This is a genomic window from Bacillus sp. ISL-4, from assembly GCF_018613275.1.
GTDB lineage: Bacteria > Bacillota > Bacilli > Bacillales > DSM-1321 > Peribacillus > Peribacillus simplex_E.
Genome location: NZ_JAGGQN010000012.1, coordinates 85,461 through 106,130, shown reverse-complemented (window position 1 = coordinate 106,130; position 20,670 = coordinate 85,461). Strand labels below are relative to the sequence as shown.

Genomic DNA, 20,670 nt, shown 5'->3' with positions numbered 1-20,670 from the left:
TAATGATTTATCAATATAAATTCGAGAAGATCCTGACCATCAAAGAAAAAGAAAAAACCGCTGCACTAGCTAAATATAATGCTGCTTTAAAAAAATTTGAAGAAGTGGCAGAAAAGTTATATAAGCTTTTAAAGAAAAAAGAAGAGTTACTTGAGTTTCAACAGGAAAAGCTGCGAAATGGATTATCCGTTCAGGAAATTCGTCATCATCAGTTATTTATGGACAACTTGGAAAAACTCTTAAGCCACTGTCAACAGGAAGTCATTGAAGCGCGATACAAGATGAATAATCAACGGGATATATTAATGGAAAGAAATATCGAGGTTAAAAAGTACGAGAAATTGAAAGAAGATAGTTTTCTTAAATTCCTCGATGTCATTAAGGAAGCTGAGAGCAAACAAATGGATGAATTATCTATCCGGCAATTCTTAAGAAAAGGCGTAAGGTGATGGAATGCGTAAAAAAAGTGAATCTAATGGATTGGAAGAATTGGAAGAAAGCAAGATAAGTAAGTTTCAATGGTTTCTTGTCATCTTCATTCCATTAATCTTCGCGGTAACTGTAGCGTTGATCGTTTTTACAGTTGCAGGGGTGAATGTAGTGGAAAAGGCAAAGGAAATGTCTGCGAAAATACCCTTCATTGAATCGGATCAAAAGGATGAAGAGAGGGGGAAACCAGGCAAGAATGATGAGAAAGTTTCCATGAAACTCGAAAAATTAGAAACCGAGATTGAAAACAAGGAAAAAGAGATAGAAAAGCTTGAGGGCATCATTGATACACGTGACAAGGCCATTGCAAAGGCAGAAGCGGAAAAACAGCAGCTTCAAACAGAAATGAATCAACTTAGGGATAGTCAGAATAATAGTAAACAAGCTTTTAAAGATATAATCCGTACTTATGAAACGATGGCTCCCAAGAAGGCTGCACCTATCATTATGGAAATGAATGATGAAGATGCAGTGGAGATTCTCTCAAGTATGAAAGCAGCCACTTTAGCTAAGGTTTTGGAGCAAATGACAACGGCTGATGCTGCAAGGTTAACGAAGAAACTAACGGAACAAAGTTCTTAAGTGGAAAGAGCGAGAAGGTGAATATATGAATTCAGCGATTAATTCTTTACTTCCCTTGGCATCATTAGGTCTAAAGTTACCAGTTAAGCCAAATCAGCAAACTGATTCAGGGTTTGGTTCAGTCCTTCAATCAGCCATTGGGACAGAACCTCCCATTCCATCGGATATAGGCGCCATCACTGAAGGACGAATGTCTGTAATAAAGGATTTGCTTGGTTTTTTGAAACTTGAAAGGCTAAGTGAAACAGGGGAAGAGAGAGTTGCCGAAGCCCCTTCTGTAAACCAACAAGACAACAACCCTATTTTACAGGTCCTAAAAAATGTAGCCGGAAATGATGAGGGTGCCCTTGATGATTTCTTTGGGAGCATCGAGGATCTGGATTTAGAACAAGAAGTGGATGACTTCAGCCTGAATCCACAAAGTTTGTTATCAGCCAATGTCATGGATCTGTATACCATCCTGAAAAAAATTACTGTTTTGAGCGAAGAAAAATGGCATGCCCCCTCATTATCCGGTGTGTTGAATCTTTTGAAACTGGTGAAAACTCATGATCTTCTCTCGGAAAATAAGGATATGACCCAAGACGAAGCGGCCATCCAGAAACAAATGAAGCACCTGCTTGAAGGGTTAACGGAAAAGTTGGAAAGAGGGCTGTCCAATCAGTCAAAAGCAGAACCTGATCAATCCAACACTCTGGAGAAAGGGCAAACTAAAACATTAGAAACATTGAAAAGTGCATTCTCGCAATTATCCGGGAGTGACAAGCTAAATAAAGACGGGACAGTCAGCAGCGGTGTGACTTTGCAAAGTCCGGATAGTGGTAAACATCAAGGGACTGGTATGCCTTTTCTCATGACAAAGCTGGAGCAATACGTCTTGGCAGCTCCCAAAGGTGAGCAAACTGTCAGTCAAGAAGAGTTTGTTAGACAATTTGAAAATATTTTGAGTAAGGCGAACTTTAGCGGAACTAACGGTGTAAATAAACTTTTGATCAGAGTGACTCCTGAACATTTAGGGTCCCTAAGAATCGAGTTGATTCAAAAGGGTGGTATGCTGTCAGCCAAGATTATGGCCTCTACTGCTCAGGCCAAAGATATGCTGGAGAATCAGATTCATGGCTTAAAACAAGCCTTTAGCGGACACAACATTCAAATTGAAAGAATTGAAATATCACAGGCCTTCAATGCTTTTAACTCTGAGAAATTCAGCCATAAAGATGCGGATGAACATAATGAACAACAGGAGAGCAAGGAAGAAAGCAATGATGAAACGGAAAGCGAGTTTACGGGATCCCTTGCCGATGCTCTGTTAAATCTGGAAGTGTAGGTGAAAAAATGACGACCATCGATACGTCACTATTATTATCAAAATCTCAAACTGAAAACAGAAAAATCGGGGATGCATTGGGAAAGGATGATTTCTTGAAATTGTTGCTTACCCAGCTTCAAAATCAAGATCCGTCAAGTCCGATGGACAATACGGAATTCATCGCCCAAATGGCCACTTTTTCTTCTCTCGAACAGATGATGAATATGGGAGCCCGAATGGAAGAAATAATCGGGATCAATCAACAAAATAGTTTAATGAACTATAACTCTTTTGTTGGTAAGGAAGTCACTTGGCACAAATTGGATGAAGGCGATGATGACCTTGCGATAGAAGAAGGGACAGGCATCGTTAAATCGATCCAATATAAGGGTGATGGTGTTTATTTTCTTTTAGAAGATGGCACAAAGCTTGAACCCGCAAATATTTCAGCAATGAAACAACCAAGTTCCACGTCTAATAGCTTGACGGCGGCAAGTGAATTAATAGGTAAGCGTGTTTCCTGGATGGACGATAAAAATGGTGAGTCTTCTGCTGTCGTAATCTCGGTATCCATGAGTAATGGCAAGCTGGAAATTGAAGTGGATGATGAAAACAACACCAAGTTATCATCAGAGCAATTGATAAAAATCGCTGAAGCTTAAGGGACGGGAATATGAATGAACTTGGTTTTCAAGTAAATTCGCTCAGTTTTTGCCACAAATAAAATTACCGTTAAGGCAAAGGCAGATGATCCAGCAAGACTTTCAAAAGCATTTTCAAGTTGCTGTCTCCACAAATGAAAAATTGACCATTAGTAAACATGCTCAATTGCGGATGATTCAATGGAATCTAGAAATAGCACCAAAAACCATGGACAAAATAGCTGATAAAGCCAATGAGGCAAAAAAGATGGGTGTAACTGAATCTCTTATCATTAATGATAATGCGGCACTCATAGTAAGCACGAAAAACAACAAGGTCATCACGGTCATGGATAGGGATGAAGCAGCATCACAAATCTTCACGAACATCAATGGAACCATAATTTAGATAAATAGGATGGACCTGGAATATGGAGCCTGGACTGTGGAATGACGGAAGCAGTCGATAAATGAAAGGGGAGCTTTTACATGCTTCGTTCAATGTATTCGGGAATAAGCGGATTAAAAAACTTACAAACAAAATTGGATGTTATCGGTAATAACGTCGCCAATGTCAATACATATGGTTTCAAAAAAAGCCGTGTGACATTCAGCGATGCGATGAACCAAACGGTATCTGGTGCAAGTGCAGCAACAGCCAATAAAGGCGGAACCAATTCTAAACAAATTGGTTTGGGCTCCACGATTGCTACAATCGATACGATCCATACACAGTCAAGCCTGCAAACCACCGGCCGTGATCTTGATTTGGGAATATCTGGTGATGGTTATTTTGTCGTCAAGCAAGGCGATTCTCTTTCATATACACGTGCAGGAAACTTTTATCTGGATGATAACGGTACACTTGTCAACGCGAATGGTTTGAAAGTACAGGCTTACAAAGTTGATGAAAACGGTAAACGATCAAAAACGATTGGCGACGTTGCTGTTAACGTCAATGCGATTTTACCTGCCATTGCCACTACTAAAATATCAGTAAGTGGAAATCTAGCTGCTGACGCAATTGATGGTACCGTATTTAGCCAGCAAATGAAAGTTGTGGATGAAAACGGTAAAGAACAAACGGCAACTATCTATTTCCAAAAAAACGGTGATGATAAATGGGAGCTTTTTGATGAAGAACCTGCTGCTTTAGGAGATACATCAACAACTAAACCAAAACCGTTCACTTCGGTGAATTTCGATGCAAATGGTCAGATAGTGGCAGCTGATAAAACCCAGGCAGGTCTAAGCATTAACATTTCAAGCGGCAAAGAGGATGACTCGGATACAGCAGTTGATGAAAGCGTTCAAAAAGTTAATTTGGATTTTGATTTCTCGAACCTTACTCAAGTTAAAGGTTCCACTACTGCTCTTGTCAATCCGGATGGTAATAAAGAAGGAAAACTGGAAAGCTTTAATATTGGTGCATCAGGAGAAATAAATGGCGTTTATTCCAACGGTCTGATCACAACCTTAGGCCAACTGGCCGTCGCCAAGTTTTCCAATGCATCAGGCTTGACGAAAACGGGTGGTAACACTTTTCAGGAATCAATCAATTCAGGTACTGCAAACATCAATATCGCAGGTGAGGGGCGTGGTGTGATTGCATCAGGTTCATTGGAAATGTCCAATGTGGATTTATCCGAAGAGTTTACTGAAATGATCGTTGCACAACGTGGTTTCCAGTCGAATTCCAGGATCATCACGACGTCGGATGAGATTTTACAGGAATTGGTTAACTTAAAAAGATAGGTTAAGGGAGGGAGGAGCCAGGTGCTTTTGCTCTGGCTCCTAAATATCATTATCAAAGTCACAAGACTCAATGGAAAATGCTTTCATATCAATGCATTGTACATAGACACAGTCGAGTCATTGCCAGATACGACCATTACTTTTACAAATGGTAAGAAAATCGTTGTGCTAGAGAAGGAAGAGGAACTGGTTGGAGCTATTATACAATTTTACCGTACCGTTAATATTCTCGGTTTTCGTAAGGATGTGGAGGAAAGTTCATGAAAAAAAATCTAATGACTATTATGTTGATTATACTCGTGGCTATAACGCTTGTAGGTGTCATAGCGGTCGTGGTTGTGACAAAGTTATCTGATCCCACATCTGCCGAAGAAAAACCTAGCATTGACGAAATTGTCAAATCATCAGTTGAGATTCCTGAAATTACTACGAATCTTGCCGGCGATGATTATATCAAAATCTCATTTATGGTCCAAACAGAAAGCAAAAAAGCGAAAGTGGAGTTGGAAAAAAGAAATTTTCAAGTGAAAAATATAATTATTACCGAACTATCCGAAATGAAAGCGGAAGAGTTAACCGGTAAAAAAGGCAAGGAAAAGCTTCAAGAAGCTTTAAAGACTAGAATGAATGAATTAATGGAAGAAGGAAAAGTTGAAAAGGTTTATATAACTTCCTCGATTCTGCAATAAGAACATCCTTGCTTCATTAAATAAGAAGGGGAAGCTTTGGAGGTGAGTGTTAATGTCCGGGGAAATATTATCGCAAAATGAAATAGATGCACTGTTATCTGCCATTTCCACAGGTGAAATGGATGCAGATGATTTAAAAAAAGAAGAAGTAGAAAAAAGAGTGAAAGTTTACGACTTTAAAAGGGCGCTTCGGTTTTCAAAGGATCAAATCCGCAGTTTGACTAGAATACACGAGAACTTTGCGAGGCTGCTGACCACATACTTTTCTGCTCAGCTTAGAACATATGTCCAAATATCCGTTGCTTCGGCAGATCAAATACCATACGAAGAGTTTATCCGATCTATTCCAAAAATGACCATCATGAATGTTTTTGAGGTACCTCCCTTGGATGGCCGAATCATTCTTGAGGTCAACCCGAATATCGCTTATTCCATGATGGATCGTGTTTTGGGCGGGCGGGGCATAAGCGTGAATAAGGTAGATAGTTTAACTGAAATAGAAACGAAAATCATGTCGAATTTATTCGAGAAGGCTTTTGAAAATTTACAGGAGGCTTGGGGAACGATTGTTGAAATCGAACCGGTGATGACAGAGTTCGAGGTGAATCCGCAATTTCTGCAACTGGTTTCACCCAACGATACTGTTGTGGTCATTTCCTTAAATACACAAATCGGAGAAACGAGCGGAATGATTAATGTTTGCATTCCTCACGTCGTATTGGAACCGATCATACCAAAGTTATCTGCTCATTATTGGATGGAAAATTCCCAAAAGGAAAAAACCCCAGAGGAAATCATGATTTTGGAAAGGCGTATCCGAAACGCAGATCTTCCCATTATTTCCGAACTTGGTTCTACGGATATCACCATCCAGGACTTTTTGCTGCTTGATGTTGGCGATGTCATCGATTTGAATAAGGCAATCGATGAACCTTTGACGATTACAATTGGGGGGATTCCAAAATACAGTGGGCAGCCAGGAAAAGTAGGAAAAAAACATGCTATCCAGATTCTTGATATTTTGAAAGGGGGAGACGAAGATGGTAAGTGATGGAATGCTTTCACAAGACGAGATAGATGCCCTTTTAAAAGGTACAAGTGATATAGAGGATGAGGTGATCCCTCTCTCGATTGACGATTATTTATCAATGATGGAACTCGACGCCCTCGGTGAAATTGGTAATATCTCCTTCGGAAGTTCGGCCACTGCCCTATCCACTTTGTTGAATCAGAAAGTGGATATCACCACCCCGACGGTTACTTTAATTGAAAGGGGACAGATCGCGGAAGAATTCCCGCATCCGTATGTAGCGATTCAAGTGCAATACACAGAAGGTTTTTCAGGTATAAATATGCTAGTCATCATGCAGAGCGATGCTGCTATCATTGCAGATTTGATGCTTGGCGGAGATGGGGAGAATCCTTCTGACCTGCTTGGAGAAATTCAATTGAGTGCTGTTCAGGAGGCAATGAACCAAATGATGGGTTCTGCTGCGACATCCATGTCGACCATTTTCAGTAAAAAAGTGGATATTTCTCCACCTAGCATAGACTTACTTAATTTTTTAAACGGAGTAGGTGAAAATGCGATACCTGACGAGGATTTATTTGCAAAAATCTCGTTCCGCCTCCGTGTCGGCAACTTAATTGATTCCAGTATTATGCAATTGTTGCCGTTAGAGTTTGCTAAAGGGTTAGTTTCTGAATTATTAAATGGGACGAGCGAAAGCGAACCTACCGATATTAAAACGCAAAAAGTATTAAGTGATCCAGTAACAAACATTCCAACTCAGGAGCAGGCATCATTCCAGGACACCCGGTCTGATCGATCGGCAAACGAAATTTATGGACAAGGCGGTCACCAAAACCAACCTGCGAACCAAATACCGAATGTACCACAACATTTTGGAGTTTCATCCATACCAACAGGACAGCCGGTAAATGTTCAGCCTGCCAGTTTCACTAGTTTTCAGCCTTATCAGCTTCAGGAGTCTGAAACGAAAAATCTCAGCATGCTGATGGATATCCCTTTGCAAGTAACTGTGGAGCTCGGAAGAACGAAACGCTCCGTCAAGGATATTTTGGAGCTGTCCTCAGGATCGATCATTGAATTGGATAAATTAGCAGGAGAGCCAGTGGATATCCTGGTAAACAGCCGCTTGATAGCAAAGGGTGAGGTAGTGGTGATTGATGAAAACTTTGGGGTACGTGTTACGGATATCATGAGTCAAAGTGAACGATTAAATAAAATAAGATAATTTGGGGGACGAGAATAATGGCTAATAGAATTTTAATTGTGGACGATGCAGCATTTATGAGAATGATGATAAAGGATATCCTTTCTAAAAATGGCTTTGAAATAGTCGGTGAAGCAGCAGATGGCGCCCAAGCAGTGGAAAAATATAAAGAAACCCATCCGGATCTTGTAACGATGGATATTACAATGCCCGAAATGGATGGGATTACAGCGTTAAAGGAAATTAAAAAGGTAAATCCTCAAGCTAAGGTCATTATGTGTTCAGCGATGGGGCAGCAAGCCATGGTCATTGATGCGATCCAGGCGGGTGCAAAAGACTTTATCGTGAAGCCATTCCAGGCAGACCGGGTATTGGAAGCCATAAATAAAGCATTAAGTTAAGAGGGTGTCTTCAAATTGTTTTTAATTAAAAAATGGCTTCAGGTCTCACTGTTGATAGCAGTATTCTTCTCTGGGGCCATACAGGCCCATGCGGAAGACCCTAATAAAACAGTGAAGGATGTTTATGAGCAGCCAGATGATTTAAAGGTGGATAAAGATGAATCAATAGACTCGAAATCTACTGAACAGGCTTCTAATCCTGACAAAGTGGGGATAACCGTTTGGGAGTTTCTGAGGATGATATTTGCTACTATTTTTGTTGTGGCCCTTCTATATATTCTATTGAAATTCATCAATAAAAAGAATAAATCGTATCAAAAAGCAAATTCAGTGGAGAATTTAGGCGGTACGGGCCTTGGGGCAAATCGTTCAGTCCAGCTTGTTAAAGTAGGCGGGCGAATATTGGTGATCGGGGTTGGCGAAAATATTCAGCTCTTGAAAGAAATAGATGATCCCGAGGAATATGAACAGCTTTTGAAAGAGCACAACGATAAGATCGATCAAATGATCCAGCCTGGGGAATTTGCAATGAAGTTGAAAAATAAGTGGTTGAAGAAAAGTGAATCCGAAACTGCCAGTTTCACTGCAGAGTTGAAAAATCAACTTGATCAAATGTCCGATAGCAGGAAAGGGCTGTTAAATGAGCTTGGTAGGAAAGGAAGAGACAATGAATGAATGAGTTCATGGAGTTTTTTAATAACAGTGATCCCACAAATGTCTCTACTTCCGTAAAACTTGTTCTTCTAATGACTGTCTTATCGCTGGCTCCAAGTATATTGATCTTGATGACCTGTTTTACCAGAATCATCATTGTCCTGAGCTTTGTGAGAACATCGCTAGCCACCCAGCAGATGCCGCCGAACCAGGTGCTGGTCGGCCTGGCACTTTTCATGACTTTCTTCATAATGGCACCGACTTTTCAGGAAGTGAATGAAAAAGCATTAACCCCGTTATTTAATGAAGAGATAGATTTAGAAGAGGCATATGTACAGGCCTCGATACCATTTAAGGAATTCATGAGTGCCCATACAAGGCAAAAGGATCTGGCGTTATTCTTGGAGTATGCGAAGGTGGATAAGCCGGAAACGATACAGGACATACCCTTGACTGCCTTTGTACCAGCTTTTGCTATCAGTGAAATCAAAACCGCTTTTCAAATAGGTTTTATGGTTTTCATTCCATTTTTGGTTATCGATATGGTCGTTGCAAGTGTCCTGATGTCAATGGGGATGATGATGTTGCCCCCAGTCATGATTTCCCTGCCATTTAAAATCCTCCTTTTCATTCTAGTTGACGGATGGTATTTAGTAGTGAAGTCTTTATTACAGAGTTTTTAAGCAGGTGAGAGAATATGAGTGCAGATTTTGTTATTGATATAGCAGAAAAAGGAATTTATATGGTATTGATTATCGCTGGCCCATTGATGGTCATTGCTCTTATAGTAGGACTGCTAGTAAGCATCTTTCAGGCGACTACACAGATTCAGGAACAAACCTTGGCATTTGTTCCAAAAATCGTGGCAGTCTTATTGGGACTCATTTTATTGGCTCCATGGATGCTGAGCCACCTATTATCATACGCAAATGAAATATTCGGTAATCTGAATCGATTTGTAGGGTAGGTCATGGAGGAACTTTTTCCGCACTTTCCCGCCTTTTTATTAATTGTGGTACGGGTCACTACGTTTTTCGTGGCCATGCCGATTTTTTCGTACCGTTCAATACCGGTACAACATCGGGTAGGGCTTGGGATCTTCCTTGCCTGGATCATGTACTATACCATCGATGCTCCGGTTCTGGTATTGGATGCCACATTTTATTTATTGATCATGAAGGAAGCGCTGGTTGGGCTTTTCATCGGGTTTGCAGCTTATATGATTTTATCGGCCGTTCAAATCGCTGGAGGATTGATTGATTTTCAAATGGGTTTTTCAATTGCGAATGTCATCGATCCCCAAACGGGGGCACAAAGCCCGCTGATGGGACAATACCTTTATACAATCGCTTTATTATTCCTATTGAGTACGAACGGTCACCATTTGCTTTTGGATGGAATTTTTTATAGTTATCAGTTCATTCCGGTTGACCAATTATTTGTACCATTCGGAGATCATACACTGATAGAATATTTTGCCAAAGCTTTCAGCAAAGCTTTCATGATTGCTTTTCAAATGTCCATACCTGTAGTGGGAAGCCTTTTTTTAGTGGATGTCACGTTAGGGATCCTTGCCAGGACGGTCCCTCAATTAAATGTGTTCGTTGTCGGGATTCCAGTGAAAATCATTGTCGGCTTAGCGGTTATCATACTGGTAATGGGGATGATGATGACGGTTGTAACACAACTCTTCAATTTCTTGCTTTTGACAATGCGTCAACTAATGCAGTTGATTGGAGGCGTTTGATATGGAGAGGTTTCAGCTGGATTTACAGTTTTTCGCTGGAGAGAAGACCGAAAAGGCGACTCCCAAAAAACGTCAGGATTCGAAGAAAAAGGGTCAGGTGGCAAAGAGTCAGGATGTAAATACCTCTGTGAATTTAATTGCAGTGTTTTCAGTGTTATTGCTTATGGGACCATACATGTATAATCATCTGCTCGGTCTCATGAAAGAATATCTGCAACATTTTACCTCGACTGGATTCAGTGAGGAGAATATGAAAATTATCATGATTGAGGTTTTAAAGGAGATGGGCCTTATCCTAGGACCCGTTTTCGCAGCAGCGATAGTGGCTGGGATATTGGCTAATGTCATGCAAATCGGGTTTTTGTTTTCGACTGAATCCATTCAGTTCAAACTTGATAAATTGGATCCCATTAAAGGATTCAAACGTATTTTTTCAATGAGGGCCATTGTTGAATTATTGAAATCCATTCTTAAAATATCATTTGTTGGTTTTGTTGCCTTTTATGTACTATGGCAGCGCATGGACGAGATTATGATTTTATCACAGATTTCTGTGGAAGATGCGATGGCAACATTGGCGGATATTACGATTAAAGTGGGATTTTATGCTGCCGTGGCTTTATTGTTCATTGCTCTATTAGACTATTTATACCAAAAATATGACTTTGAAAAAAACATCCGGATGTCCAAACAGGATATTAAGGATGAGTATAAAAATTCCGAAGGGGACCCGCTCATCAAATCCAAGATAAAGCAAAAGCAAAGGCAGATGGCCGCTCAAAGAATGATGCAGGAAATTCCCAATGCGGATGTCGTCATCACAAACCCGACCCATTTTGCTATTGCTTTAAAATATGATGAAGAAAAAGCTGAGGCTCCGTACGTAGTGGCGAAGGGTGTTGATTTTGTTGCTCAGAAAATTAAATTCATTGCTAAAGAAAACGATGTGGTCATGGTGGAAAATCGGCCCTTGGCCAGGTCTTTATATGATCAAGTAGAATTAGGCCAGGCGATACCTGAAGAGTTCTTTAAGGCGGTCGCTGAAATACTGGCCTTTGTATATAAAACCAAAGGTAAACTGTAAAGAAGTAATAGGGTAACCCGCTAGTTAGGAGAGAAAAATCATGCGAGCAAGAGATTTAGTTGTTATATCAAGCGTCATCATGATCGTTGCCATGTTGGTCATTCCATTGCCAACATGGTTGTTAAGTGTTTTACTCCTTTTAAATATCTCTCTTGCGTTGTTGGTTCTATTGACTACGATGAATATGAAAGAACCCCTCGAATTTTCAATCTTTCCTTCCTTGCTCCTTTTACTGACATTGTTCAGGCTGGGGTTGAATGTTTCGACGACTCGTGCCATTTTGACCTACGGTGATGCTGGAGGAGTTGTAGAAACCTTTGGGTCGTTTGTAGTCGGTGGTAACGTGCTTGTAGGATTAGTAGTATTCATCATTTTGGTCATCATCAATTTCATCGTCATCACGAAAGGCTCCGAACGGGTCTCGGAGGTAGCGGCAAGGTTTACGCTGGATGCGATGCCAGGGAAACAGATGGCCATAGATGCAGATTTAAATGCTGGGATGATCTCCGAAAACGAAGCACGTGCCAGAAGGGAAAAAATCAGTAACGAAGCAGACTTTTATGGATCCATGGATGGAGCGAGTAAGTTTGTTAAAGGGGACGCCATAGCGGGCATCATCATTGTCATCATTAACTTGATTTTCGGTATGATTATTGGCGTCATGCAATTGGACATGAGCTTTGGAGAAGCAGCCGTCCATTTTTCCATGTTATCGGTTGGTGACGGTATCGTGAGTCAGGTACCTGCTTTATTAATTTCTACAGCTACGGGTATTGTCGTAACCCGGGCAGCCTCGAATGGAAACCTCGGAGCGGATATTGTTGAACAGTTATTCCAATTTCCCAAAATGCTTTACCTGACAGCAGCAACCATTTTCTTTTTAGGGTTATTCACTCCCATTTCCGATGTATTCACGATTCCGATCGCTGCTTTATTAGTCGTTGGAGGGTATACAATTTCAAGGATACCAAAGCAGGACGAAAGTGAAATACAAGAAATGGAAGAAGTGCTGGAAACCGATGAAATGAAAAGTCCAGAAAGCGTCGTTAACCTTTTAAGTGTCGACCCGATCGAATTTGAGTTTGGATATGGATTGATTCCGCTTGCGGATGCCAATCAAGGGGGAGACCTGCTGGACCGGGTTGTCATGATCCGCAGGCAGCTTGCAATTGAATTGGGACTCGTGATCCCTGTCGTCAGAATACGTGACAACATTCAGTTGAATCCCAATGAGTATCGGCTGAAGATTAAAGGAAGTGTCATGACCAAGGGGGAATTGCTCCTTAATCATTTCTTGGCCATGAGTCCAGGGATGGAGGATGATTCAATAGAAGGAATCGATACGATAGAACCGTCTTTCGGTTTACCGGCCAAGTGGATCACGGATGATATGAAAGAACAAGCTGAGATGTTGGGTTATACAGTAGTGGACCCGCCAAGTGTTGTATCCACTCACTTGACGGAAGTCATAAAGGCCAATGCGCATGAATTATTGGGCAGGCAGGAAACGAAACAATTGATCGATCATCTCCACGAATCGGCACCTATACTAGTAGAGGAAGTCACTCCGAATCCCTTGTCCATAGGAGATGTACAAAAGGTATTGGCAAAATTATTGAAGGAAAAAGTTTCAATAAGGAACTTACCGATCATTTTCGAAACACTTGCTGATTATGGCAAGCTATCGACTGACACAGATTTGCTTACTGAATATGTAAGGCAGAATTTAGCCAGACAAATAACGAATTCTTTTATTTCGGATGAAAATAGAATTAAAGTCATAACATTATCGGGGAAAGTGGAAAAGACCATCGCGGATGGTGTACAGCAAACCGAACATGGTAATTTTTTATCATTGGATCCAACTATATCGCAATCCATATTGGAGGCAATTGCAGCCAAATTGGAAGAGCTGACCCTAATGGATCACCAACCGATCTTACTCTGCTCTCCAGCAGTAAGGATGTATGCCCGGCAATTAACTGAACGTTATTTTCCTAATGTACCGATTCTTTCATACAATGAACTCGAATCGAATGTAGAAGTACAAAGTGTAGGGGTGGTGAATTTCAATTGAAGGTAAAGAAATATTTGGCACCATCAATGAACGAGGCAATGAAAAGAATAAGGGAGGAACTAGGAAGTGATGCGGTAATCTTAAGTTCAAAGGCTGTATATACTGGCGGTTTCTTAGGATTATTCAAAAAGAGGAATGTTGAGGTCATTGCAGCCATAGACCCCGTGTCCCAGCCTATCCAAACCGTAACCAAACAAAAATCGAAGAAGTTGCCATTAAAGCTGGAAGTGGCAAGTCATGCCTCTGAACCTAATGAAGGCAATAGGGAAAGTGCTGACTTAGTAAAAGAAATCGAAGGTTTGAAAGATATGATAAAGAGTTTGCAAATCTATTCACCTGATAGAAAATATCCGGGGAAACTGCAGAAAATCCACGAATACCTAACCGAGCAGGAAGTGGATATATCACTTCGGTGCCAAATCATGGATGAACTACTTGAAAAATGGTTCGTTTTTAAACAGCAATCCACTGATGAAGAGGTTCAAGATTGGTTGGAAGAAGCCATGTTCACGATTTTGGAAAAGGCCGAAAATGGAAAAAACGGGCTGCAAAAAAAGTATATTAATATTGTTGGTCCAACAGGTGTGGGAAAGACAACGACCCTGGCAAAAGTAGCTGCGGAAACCATGTTGAAGCATGATAAAAAGGTGGCTTTCATTACGACGGATACGTACAGGATCGCTGCAATAGATCAACTTAAGACATATGCCAAGATTCTAAACGTTCCCATTGAAGTCGCTTATAATCTGGAAGACTTCAAAAGGGCGGCTGAACGTTTCTCCCATTATGATTTTGTTTTTATTGATACGGCAGGAAGGAATTTCCGTAACCCGCAATATGTTAAGGATCTTAATGAAATCATCCATTTTACAGATGAGATGGAAACCTATTTAGTGTTGTCATTGACATCTAAACAAAAGGATATGGAAGATATTTATCGACAGTTTGCTACCACACCGATTAAACAGGTCATTTTTACAAAAGCGGACGAAACCTCTACTTTCGGGCCGATATTCAATTTTATACACACTCATAAATTGGGAGCGGCCTATATAACAGATGGACAGAATGTGCCAGACGATATTGAAATAGCTACATCATCACAGCTATTGAAAATGGCTTTCGGGGCTAAAAAATATGAAAGATCAAGCTGAGAATTTACGGAAAAGATTGGAAGCCCGCCAAAATAAATCAATCGCCAAAACGATTGCCGTTTTAAGCGGTAAAGGTGGAGTGGGAAAATCAAACTTTACTTTGAATTTTTCCATTGCCTTATCCCAAAGAGGCAAAAAGGTACTGTTGTTCGACATGGATATCGGTATGGGGAATATTGATATTTTGATAGGTGAACACTCTCCCAGCAGTATTATTGATTTTTTTGAAAAAGATTGTAGTTTGACGGATATCATCATGTCAGGACCGGGAAATATTTCAATCATTACAGGTGGAACAGGGTTGACGGATCTCTTTTCACTTGATGAAGATAAGTATACCCGTTTTAATGAAGAATTCAGTTTATTGTTGGCGAATTACGATTATATCTTATTTGATATGGGGGCAGGCATCACTAAGGATTCCATGAAATTCCTGTTATGTGTGGATGAATTAGTCGTTATCACGACGCCTGAACCTACTTCTATCATGGATGCATATTCCGCAATGAAATATATCCATTCAGTAAATAAAGAGATTCCATTGTTCCTAGTTTGCAATCGGGTTTTCACGAGTAAGGACGGCAAAGAAACGATTAAGCGGCTCCAAAATGCACTAGTGAAATTTTTGGGACTGGAAACTGTAGCTCTAGGGTACTTGCCAGATGATAGAACCGTACCCAAATCTGTTACCAAACAAATGCCCTTTCTCCTTTTCGATTCTGAAGCCGATGTATCCAAAGCCATTGTGGATATTGCTTCGAGATATGCAAATCATTCATTTGGGGAAGAATTGACTTTGCAAAAAAGCCATTTCCTCCAAAATATGAAGAGATATTTTTTTGGAAAGTAGGTCTCCTTATATGGGTAAAGTAAAAGTGCTGATAGTGGACGATTCTGCGTTTATGAGAAAGTTAATTTCAGAGTTTTTAGCAGAAGATAGCAGGGTGGAAGTCATCGGGACTGCCAGGAATGGAAGAGATGCCATTGACAAAATAAAGGCTTTAAAACCAGATGTCGTGACTTTGGATGTGGAAATGCCGATTATGGACGGATTGGAAGCATTAAACCGGGTAATGAATGAATGTCCAACCGCTGTAGTCATGTTATCAAGCACCACGAAAAAAGGAACGGAAAATACATTTGCCGCAATGAACAGTGGAGCCTTCGACTTTGTGGCTAAACCTTCGGGAGCCATTTCATTGGATTTACATAAAATCAAGAAAGAACTTCATGAAAAAGTTATGGCTGCCAGCATGGCAAATGTTCACAAACTAGAAAAAAATGCGAAAAATATTGAAAGAAGCCCATCCGTTTGGGGAAAATATAGTAAAATGGATTCAAATGAATTGTTGAAAAACGAAAAAAACCAAAAAAAATGGTCCTATGGATATAAGAAGATAATAGTCATCGGTACATCAACAGGAGGCCCGAGAGCTCTGCAGACTGTCATGACAGGACTCCCAGAAGAAATTGATGCTCCCATACTCATTGTCCAGCATATGCCCCCCGGTTTCACAAAATCCTTGGCAACACGCCTGAATTCATTATGCAAGATTAAAGTGAAGGAAGCTGAAGAGGGAGAACTGATTCAAAAAGGTGTCGCTTACATCGCACCTGGAGGTTTTCACTTGAAAGTGAGGAAGGTAGGGATGAGCTGGGCAATCCTTTTGGATCAATCCGAAGTGCGTCATGGACATCGCCCTTCGGTTGATGTGCTATTTGAATCGGTAAGTGAAATGAATGATTCTGCGAAAATAGCCGTTATCATGACCGGGATGGGGATGGACGGGTCGAGGGGGCTTACCAATCTTAAACAAAAGGGTCCTTTAAAAGCGATAGCCGAATCACAGGAGACATCAATCGTTTTTGGTATGCCTAAGGCGGCAATCAATACCAAGTTAATAGATAGCATAGAGGATGTAGAAAAAATAGCTAAAGCGATAATAAGCTATTGTTAACACGTGGAGGTGTGAGATTGTATGGATATGAATCAATATTTAGAGGTATTTATAGAAGAAAGTAAAGAACATCTTCAAACGTGCAGCGAACAGTTGCTGGTACTCGAAAAGAACCCGGAAGACCTCTCGATCGTAAACGAAATCTTTCGTTCCGCCCATACCTTAAAAGGAATGTCGGCAACTATGGGATATGAGGATCTAGCCAATTTAACTCATAAAATGGAGAATGTGCTGGATGCGATCCGAAACAGTCAAATCGCCCTTTCACCTGAATTGTTTGATGTGATATTTTTAGCGGTTGATGATTTAGAAGCAATGGTCATGTCCATTGCTGAAGGTGGAGATGGAAAAAGAAATGTGAAGGATGTTGTCCTTCAGCTGGAAATGATTGAAAAAGGGGAGTCGCCCTTTTCTTCCACCATTGCAGAGATTGCAGCAGCTTCTGCCGTCCTAGAAAAGAAGGAAATGTTTGCGGGAGAATACGATGAATTTGAATGGACAGTACTTCAACAGTCCAAAGATCAAGGCTTCAACAGCTTCGAAATTTCGATAGGGTTGCGTGAGGACTGTCTTTTAAAAGCTGCCAGGGTGTTTATGGTTTTCGAAGTGCTTGAAAAGTCAGGTGAAGTAATCAAGTCACACCCACCCGTCGAACTTTTGGAAGAAGAGCAATTCGATCTGCAATTTATGGTCACGATGGTAACAACAGAATCGGGTGAAGAGATAAAGAAAAAAATCATGAAGGTTACCGAAGTGGATCAAGTTGTTGTAAATGCACTTGATCTAGAAGGCATGCTGCATGCGGCCAATTCTAACGAGGATAAAGTTACTGAAATTCTAAAACAAAAGTCAAATAATACCTTGCTTCCATCTGATAACGATGATAAGAAAAAACAGGCACCCGTTAAGCCGGCATCAAGCAAGACCATTCGGGTGAACATTGAGCGGCTTGATATATTAATGAACTTATTCGAGGAACTAGTAATCGATAGAGGCAGACTTGATCAAATTTCCAGTGATTTGGATAATCAAGAATTGCATGAAACAGTAGAAAGAATGTCCCGTATAACAAGTGATTTACAAACAATCGTATTGAATATGCGGATGGTGCCCGTGGAAACTGTATTCAATCGTTTTCCTAAAATGGTTCGTCAATTGGCAAGGGATTTAAACAAGAAAGTCAATTTGGAAATCAACGGTGCCGAAACGGAACTTGATCGTACAGTCATTGATGAAATCGGTGATCCTCTCGTCCATTTAATAAGAAACGCCATGGATCATGGAATTGAAACAACTGAAGAACGTTTGGTTAAAGGAAAGATTGAAGAAGGTAAAATCCTGTTAAAAGCATATCACAGCGGTAATCATGTTTTCATTGAAATCGAGGATGACGGCGCAGGCATCAATAAAGATCGAGTCTTGAACAAGGCCCTATCCAATGGAATATTAACTAAGGAAACTGCCGCCAACCTAACGGATAAGCAAATCTATGAATTGATATTCGCTTCTGGTTTTTCAACAGCGGAAACCATTTCAGATGTTTCGGGACGGGGTGTGGGGCTGGATGTGGTTAAAAATACTATTGAGTCTCTTGATGGATCTGTCACGATTGATTCCAAAGAGAATGAAGGATCCATTTTCCTTATTCAACTTCCCCTTACATTGTCGATTATTTCTGTCATGCTGGTTGCAATCCAAAACGAAAAATATGCTATACCGCTTTCTTCCATTATTGAAACAGCAATCATAAAAAAAGAAGATATCATGAATGCTCATAATCAACAAGTTATTGACTACAGGGGGAAGGTTCTACCGCTTCTGTTCTTGAAAGATATATTCGAAGTGCCTATCAGTCAGGAAGAAGAAGAGTCCCTCTCTGTGGTCATTGTAAGAAAGGGCGATAAATTAGCAGGATTAGTCGTTGATTCATTTATTGGGCAGCTGGAAATCGTTCTGAAGTCACTAGGTAATTATTTAACTAGTGCATTTGCAATATCAGGGGCAACGATACTTGGTGATGGTCAAGTTGCTTTAATCATAGATTGCAACACATTGATTCATTGAATGATAGATAAATGGGGCAGGGTAATGGGACGTTGGTTCGACCGTGCCGATTCGTATTTCGTCAAGGCTTCATTCACAATCATCATGAGTTTTTTTAAAAGGAGGGGAATAAATGTCGGAGGATATGAAAGTAATCGTATTTCAAATTAAGGATAAAGATTATGCAATTCCAGTGGATATGGTCAGTGGTATCGAAAAGCTTCTGCATATTACCAGAGTTCCAAAGGCAGTAAAATTTGTTAAGGGAGTCATAAATTTAAGGGGTGTAATCACTCCTATTATTGATTTACGGGTTCGTTTTGGTTTCGAAGAGGTGGAATACGATGAATCAACAAGGATTATCGTCGTCATTCTGGACGATATGGAAGTGGGGCTAATAGTGGACTCTGCCGATGATGTTTTGGATATTCCAGTGGAGAGTATCGAACCTCAGCCTGAAGTTGTGGGACATCTGGCTTCAGAATACATAAGCGGAGTGGCTAAAATTGAGAAGCGACTGCTCGTCCTAATTAATTTGGAGAAGGCCTTAAGTCTGGAAATGACTGAAAATATGTTAAGAGAAGGATAATCATATGTCATTCATTGAGAAAATCAACTCTCTTCAACTCGATATTTTGAAGGAAATCGGTAATATAGGTGCAGGGAACGCAGCAACCGCGCTTTCTGCCATCCTTAATAGGAAAATTGATATGAATGTTCCTAATGTCAGAATCGTTTCCTTTGATGAAATGATGGAAATGGCTGGCGGGGCCGATCACGTCGTTGCCAGCGTTTTCCTTAGAATAGAAGGTGATGCTTCAGGGAGTATGTTTTTTATCCTTTCGCTACCTGTAGCTGAATACTTGATTCGTAAGATGACTGGTGATGTGACCTTTTTGATAGATTCAGCACCCTATACTGAATTGGCACTCTCTTGCCTTCAGGAATTAGGGAATATTTTATCGGGATCCTATCTCTCTTCCCTTTCTGATTTCACCAGATTGAATATCTATCCATCCGTTCCATCCTTGAGCATCGATATGGTAGGGGCAACGATCAGTTATGGATTATTGGAATTATCTCAAGTAAGTGACGCAGCCATCGTCATTGATACAGTACTTGAAAAGGACCAGCTTTTTGCTGACTCCATTAATGGTCATTTCTTTCTATTACCTGATCCCGAATTTTTTGATATCATTTTTTCCGCTTTAGGAGTGTCACCTAATGACTGAATTGTTAAAGGTCCAGGTTGTTAAGGTTGAAATAGCGGAAATGAATATAATAAAACCTCCCCATACGATTCGTACTTCCGGGTTGGGGTCTTGTGTTGGTGTTGTGATTTATGATGAAAAAAAAGAAATTGCAGGTTTGGCCCATATCATGCTGCCTGACTCTTCACTTGCTAAATCGGGACAGATCAACATTGCCAAATTTGCAGATACGGCGATAAAGGAATTAGTGCAGATCTTAGTAAAAGAAGGCGCAAGAATGCCATTCCTAAAAGCGAAGGTGGCTGGCGGAGCGCAAATGTTTCAATTTGCCTCCGGAGGAGATTTAATGAGAATAGGACCCCGGAATGTGGAAGCAGTCCGGAAAGAGTTATCTGAATTGCGGATTAGAGTCGTTGGCGAAGATGTTGGCGGGAATAGCGGAAGAACGATCGAATTCAATTTAAATGATTGTTTGCTAAATATTCGGACCGTTACTAAAGGGACCAAAAACATATAGGATCGGATTTGGCTTTTGAAAAGCCAAAAATATGACAGGTACACTTGCCACTGAATTATTATTGCATTTTGGCTTTAGGGGCCGTTTTGATCACAAATCGTATATAACAATGTTAGGAGGAT

The 20,670-nt window shown here is 40.5% G+C and carries 24 protein-coding genes; all 24 read left to right on the top strand.

Features of this window, described 5'->3' with window-relative positions; genetic code table 11:
• Positions 1–2: 2 nt before the first annotated feature.
• The 24 genes from fliJ to J7J00_RS09780 all read left to right on the top strand — a co-directional run bounded on the left by fliJ (position 3) and on the right by J7J00_RS09780 (position 20,548).
• Complete coding sequence (gene fliJ, locus J7J00_RS09895) at positions 3–449, top strand: flagellar export protein FliJ (RefSeq protein ID WP_214790275.1); 447 nt, start codon at positions 3–5, stop codon at positions 447–449.
• 4 nt (positions 450–453) lie between these two features.
• Positions 454–1,071 carry a MotE family protein gene (locus J7J00_RS09890; protein ID WP_214790273.1) on the top strand — a complete coding sequence of 206 codons (618 nt, stop codon included), beginning with the start codon at positions 454–456 and terminating at the stop codon, positions 1,069–1,071.
• A gap of 25 nt (positions 1,072–1,096) precedes the next feature.
• Positions 1,097–2,398 (top strand): flagellar hook-length control protein FliK, encoded by a 1,302-nt coding sequence (locus J7J00_RS09885; protein ID WP_214790271.1) that lies wholly within the window; start codon positions 1,097–1,099, stop codon positions 2,396–2,398.
• Positions 2,399–2,406: 8 nt separating this feature from the next.
• Positions 2,407–3,042: a flagellar hook assembly protein FlgD gene (gene flgD, locus J7J00_RS09880; RefSeq protein ID WP_214790269.1), complete on the top strand. Its 636-nt coding sequence runs from the start codon at positions 2,407–2,409 to the stop codon at positions 3,040–3,042.
• Positions 3,043–3,091: 49 nt separating this feature from the next.
• The gene (locus J7J00_RS09875) at positions 3,092–3,430 is read left to right on the top strand and encodes a TIGR02530 family flagellar biosynthesis protein (protein ID WP_286201270.1); all 339 of its coding nucleotides are present in this window, start codon (positions 3,092–3,094) and stop codon (positions 3,428–3,430) included.
• Positions 3,431–3,510: 80 nt separating this feature from the next.
• Complete coding sequence (locus tag J7J00_RS09870; protein ID WP_214790267.1) at positions 3,511–4,776, top strand: flagellar hook protein FlgE; 1,266 nt, start codon at positions 3,511–3,513, stop codon at positions 4,774–4,776.
• 48 nt (positions 4,777–4,824) lie between these two features.
• Positions 4,825–5,040, top strand: a complete 216-nt coding sequence (locus J7J00_RS09865) for a flagellar FlbD family protein (protein ID WP_076367895.1) — start codon at positions 4,825–4,827, stop codon at positions 5,038–5,040.
• Positions 5,037–5,465 carry a flagellar basal body-associated protein FliL gene (gene fliL / locus J7J00_RS09860; protein WP_214790265.1) on the top strand — a complete coding sequence of 143 codons (429 nt, stop codon included), beginning with the start codon at positions 5,037–5,039 and terminating at the stop codon, positions 5,463–5,465. Before J7J00_RS09865 ends, fliL begins: the two co-directional genes overlap by 4 nt.
• A gap of 52 nt (positions 5,466–5,517) precedes the next feature.
• A complete protein-coding gene (gene fliM / locus J7J00_RS09855) occupies positions 5,518–6,516 on the top strand; it encodes a flagellar motor switch protein FliM (RefSeq protein ID WP_214790263.1) in 999 nt (332 codons plus the stop codon).
• Positions 6,506–7,723, top strand: a complete 1,218-nt coding sequence (gene fliY, locus J7J00_RS09850) for a flagellar motor switch phosphatase FliY (RefSeq protein WP_214790261.1) — start codon at positions 6,506–6,508, stop codon at positions 7,721–7,723. Before fliM ends, fliY begins: the two co-directional genes overlap by 11 nt.
• A 17-nt stretch (positions 7,724–7,740) precedes the next feature.
• A complete protein-coding gene (gene cheY, locus J7J00_RS09845; RefSeq protein ID WP_063231856.1) occupies positions 7,741–8,103 on the top strand; it encodes a chemotaxis protein CheY in 363 nt (120 codons plus the stop codon).
• 15 nt (positions 8,104–8,118) lie between these two features.
• Positions 8,119–8,778: a flagellar biosynthetic protein FliO gene (locus J7J00_RS09840; RefSeq protein ID WP_214790259.1), complete on the top strand. Its 660-nt coding sequence runs from the start codon at positions 8,119–8,121 to the stop codon at positions 8,776–8,778.
• Complete coding sequence (fliP, locus tag J7J00_RS09835; RefSeq protein ID WP_214790257.1) at positions 8,775–9,440, top strand: flagellar type III secretion system pore protein FliP; 666 nt, start codon at positions 8,775–8,777, stop codon at positions 9,438–9,440. The genes J7J00_RS09840 and fliP overlap by 4 nt, the downstream gene beginning before the upstream one ends.
• A 14-nt stretch (positions 9,441–9,454) precedes the next feature.
• Positions 9,455–9,724, top strand: a complete 270-nt coding sequence (gene fliQ, locus J7J00_RS09830) for a flagellar biosynthesis protein FliQ (protein ID WP_101224658.1) — start codon at positions 9,455–9,457, stop codon at positions 9,722–9,724.
• Positions 9,725–9,727: 3 nt separating this feature from the next.
• On the top strand, positions 9,728–10,504 hold the full coding sequence (fliR, locus tag J7J00_RS09825) for a flagellar biosynthetic protein FliR (RefSeq protein WP_214790255.1): 777 nt from the start codon (positions 9,728–9,730) through the stop codon (positions 10,502–10,504).
• Between the two features lies 1 nt (position 10,505).
• Positions 10,506–11,588 carry a flagellar biosynthesis protein FlhB gene (flhB, locus tag J7J00_RS09820; protein WP_214790253.1) on the top strand — a complete coding sequence of 361 codons (1,083 nt, stop codon included), beginning with the start codon at positions 10,506–10,508 and terminating at the stop codon, positions 11,586–11,588.
• Positions 11,589–11,628: 40 nt separating this feature from the next.
• Positions 11,629–13,665, top strand: coding sequence for a flagellar biosynthesis protein FlhA (flhA, locus tag J7J00_RS09815; RefSeq protein WP_214790251.1), 2,037 nt, complete (start codon positions 11,629–11,631; stop codon positions 13,663–13,665).
• Positions 13,662–14,819, top strand: coding sequence for a flagellar biosynthesis GTPase FlhF (flhF, locus tag J7J00_RS09810; protein ID WP_214790249.1), 1,158 nt, complete (start codon positions 13,662–13,664; stop codon positions 14,817–14,819). Before flhA ends, flhF begins: the two co-directional genes overlap by 4 nt.
• Positions 14,803–15,669, top strand: a complete 867-nt coding sequence (locus tag J7J00_RS09805) for a MinD/ParA family protein (RefSeq protein WP_214790247.1) — start codon at positions 14,803–14,805, stop codon at positions 15,667–15,669. The genes flhF and J7J00_RS09805 overlap by 17 nt, the downstream gene beginning before the upstream one ends.
• Positions 15,670–15,679: 10 nt before the next feature.
• Positions 15,680–16,777 carry a protein-glutamate methylesterase/protein-glutamine glutaminase gene (locus tag J7J00_RS09800; RefSeq protein WP_214790245.1) on the top strand — a complete coding sequence of 366 codons (1,098 nt, stop codon included), beginning with the start codon at positions 15,680–15,682 and terminating at the stop codon, positions 16,775–16,777.
• 21 nt (positions 16,778–16,798) lie between these two features.
• On the top strand, positions 16,799–18,841 hold the full coding sequence (locus J7J00_RS09795; RefSeq protein WP_214790243.1) for a chemotaxis protein CheA: 2,043 nt from the start codon (positions 16,799–16,801) through the stop codon (positions 18,839–18,841).
• Between the two features lie 112 nt (positions 18,842–18,953).
• Positions 18,954–19,409, top strand: coding sequence for a chemotaxis protein CheW (locus J7J00_RS09790; protein ID WP_214790241.1), 456 nt, complete (start codon positions 18,954–18,956; stop codon positions 19,407–19,409).
• Between the two features lie 4 nt (positions 19,410–19,413).
• Positions 19,414–20,052: a chemotaxis protein CheC gene (locus J7J00_RS09785; protein ID WP_214790239.1), complete on the top strand. Its 639-nt coding sequence runs from the start codon at positions 19,414–19,416 to the stop codon at positions 20,050–20,052.
• A complete protein-coding gene (locus J7J00_RS09780; protein WP_214790237.1) occupies positions 20,045–20,548 on the top strand; it encodes a chemotaxis protein CheD in 504 nt (167 codons plus the stop codon). The genes J7J00_RS09785 and J7J00_RS09780 overlap by 8 nt, the downstream gene beginning before the upstream one ends.
• The last annotated feature ends 122 nt before the right edge of the window (positions 20,549–20,670 follow it).

Coding starts and splice junctions, on each gene's coding strand:
- J7J00_RS09800 (WP_214790245.1), top strand. CDS start 15,680: ATGGGTAAAGTAAAAGTGCTGATAGTGGACGATTCTGCGTTTATGAGA.
- J7J00_RS09870 (WP_214790267.1), top strand. CDS start 3,511: ATGCTTCGTTCAATGTATTCGGGAATAAGCGGATTAAAAAACTTACAA.
- fliQ (WP_101224658.1), top strand. CDS start 9,455: ATGAGTGCAGATTTTGTTATTGATATAGCAGAAAAAGGAATTTATATG.
- J7J00_RS09885 (WP_214790271.1), top strand. CDS start 1,097: ATGAATTCAGCGATTAATTCTTTACTTCCCTTGGCATCATTAGGTCTA.
- J7J00_RS09890 (WP_214790273.1), top strand. CDS start 454: ATGCGTAAAAAAAGTGAATCTAATGGATTGGAAGAATTGGAAGAAAGC.
- J7J00_RS09780 (WP_214790237.1), top strand. CDS start 20,045: ATGACTGAATTGTTAAAGGTCCAGGTTGTTAAGGTTGAAATAGCGGAA.
- fliR (WP_214790255.1), top strand. CDS start 9,728: ATGGAGGAACTTTTTCCGCACTTTCCCGCCTTTTTATTAATTGTGGTA.
- fliL (WP_214790265.1), top strand. CDS start 5,037: ATGAAAAAAAATCTAATGACTATTATGTTGATTATACTCGTGGCTATA.
- fliJ (WP_214790275.1), top strand. CDS start 3: ATGATTTATCAATATAAATTCGAGAAGATCCTGACCATCAAAGAAAAA.
- J7J00_RS09785 (WP_214790239.1), top strand. CDS start 19,414: ATGTCATTCATTGAGAAAATCAACTCTCTTCAACTCGATATTTTGAAG.
- J7J00_RS09805 (WP_214790247.1), top strand. CDS start 14,803: ATGAAAGATCAAGCTGAGAATTTACGGAAAAGATTGGAAGCCCGCCAA.
- J7J00_RS09790 (WP_214790241.1), top strand. CDS start 18,954: ATGTCGGAGGATATGAAAGTAATCGTATTTCAAATTAAGGATAAAGAT.
- flhA (WP_214790251.1), top strand. CDS start 11,629: ATGCGAGCAAGAGATTTAGTTGTTATATCAAGCGTCATCATGATCGTT.
- flgD (WP_214790269.1), top strand. CDS start 2,407: ATGACGACCATCGATACGTCACTATTATTATCAAAATCTCAAACTGAA.
- J7J00_RS09795 (WP_214790243.1), top strand. CDS start 16,799: ATGGATATGAATCAATATTTAGAGGTATTTATAGAAGAAAGTAAAGAA.
- fliM (WP_214790263.1), top strand. CDS start 5,518: ATGTCCGGGGAAATATTATCGCAAAATGAAATAGATGCACTGTTATCT.
- fliY (WP_214790261.1), top strand. CDS start 6,506: ATGGTAAGTGATGGAATGCTTTCACAAGACGAGATAGATGCCCTTTTA.
- fliP (WP_214790257.1), top strand. CDS start 8,775: ATGAATGAGTTCATGGAGTTTTTTAATAACAGTGATCCCACAAATGTC.
- cheY (WP_063231856.1), top strand. CDS start 7,741: ATGGCTAATAGAATTTTAATTGTGGACGATGCAGCATTTATGAGAATG.
- flhB (WP_214790253.1), top strand. CDS start 10,506: ATGGAGAGGTTTCAGCTGGATTTACAGTTTTTCGCTGGAGAGAAGACC.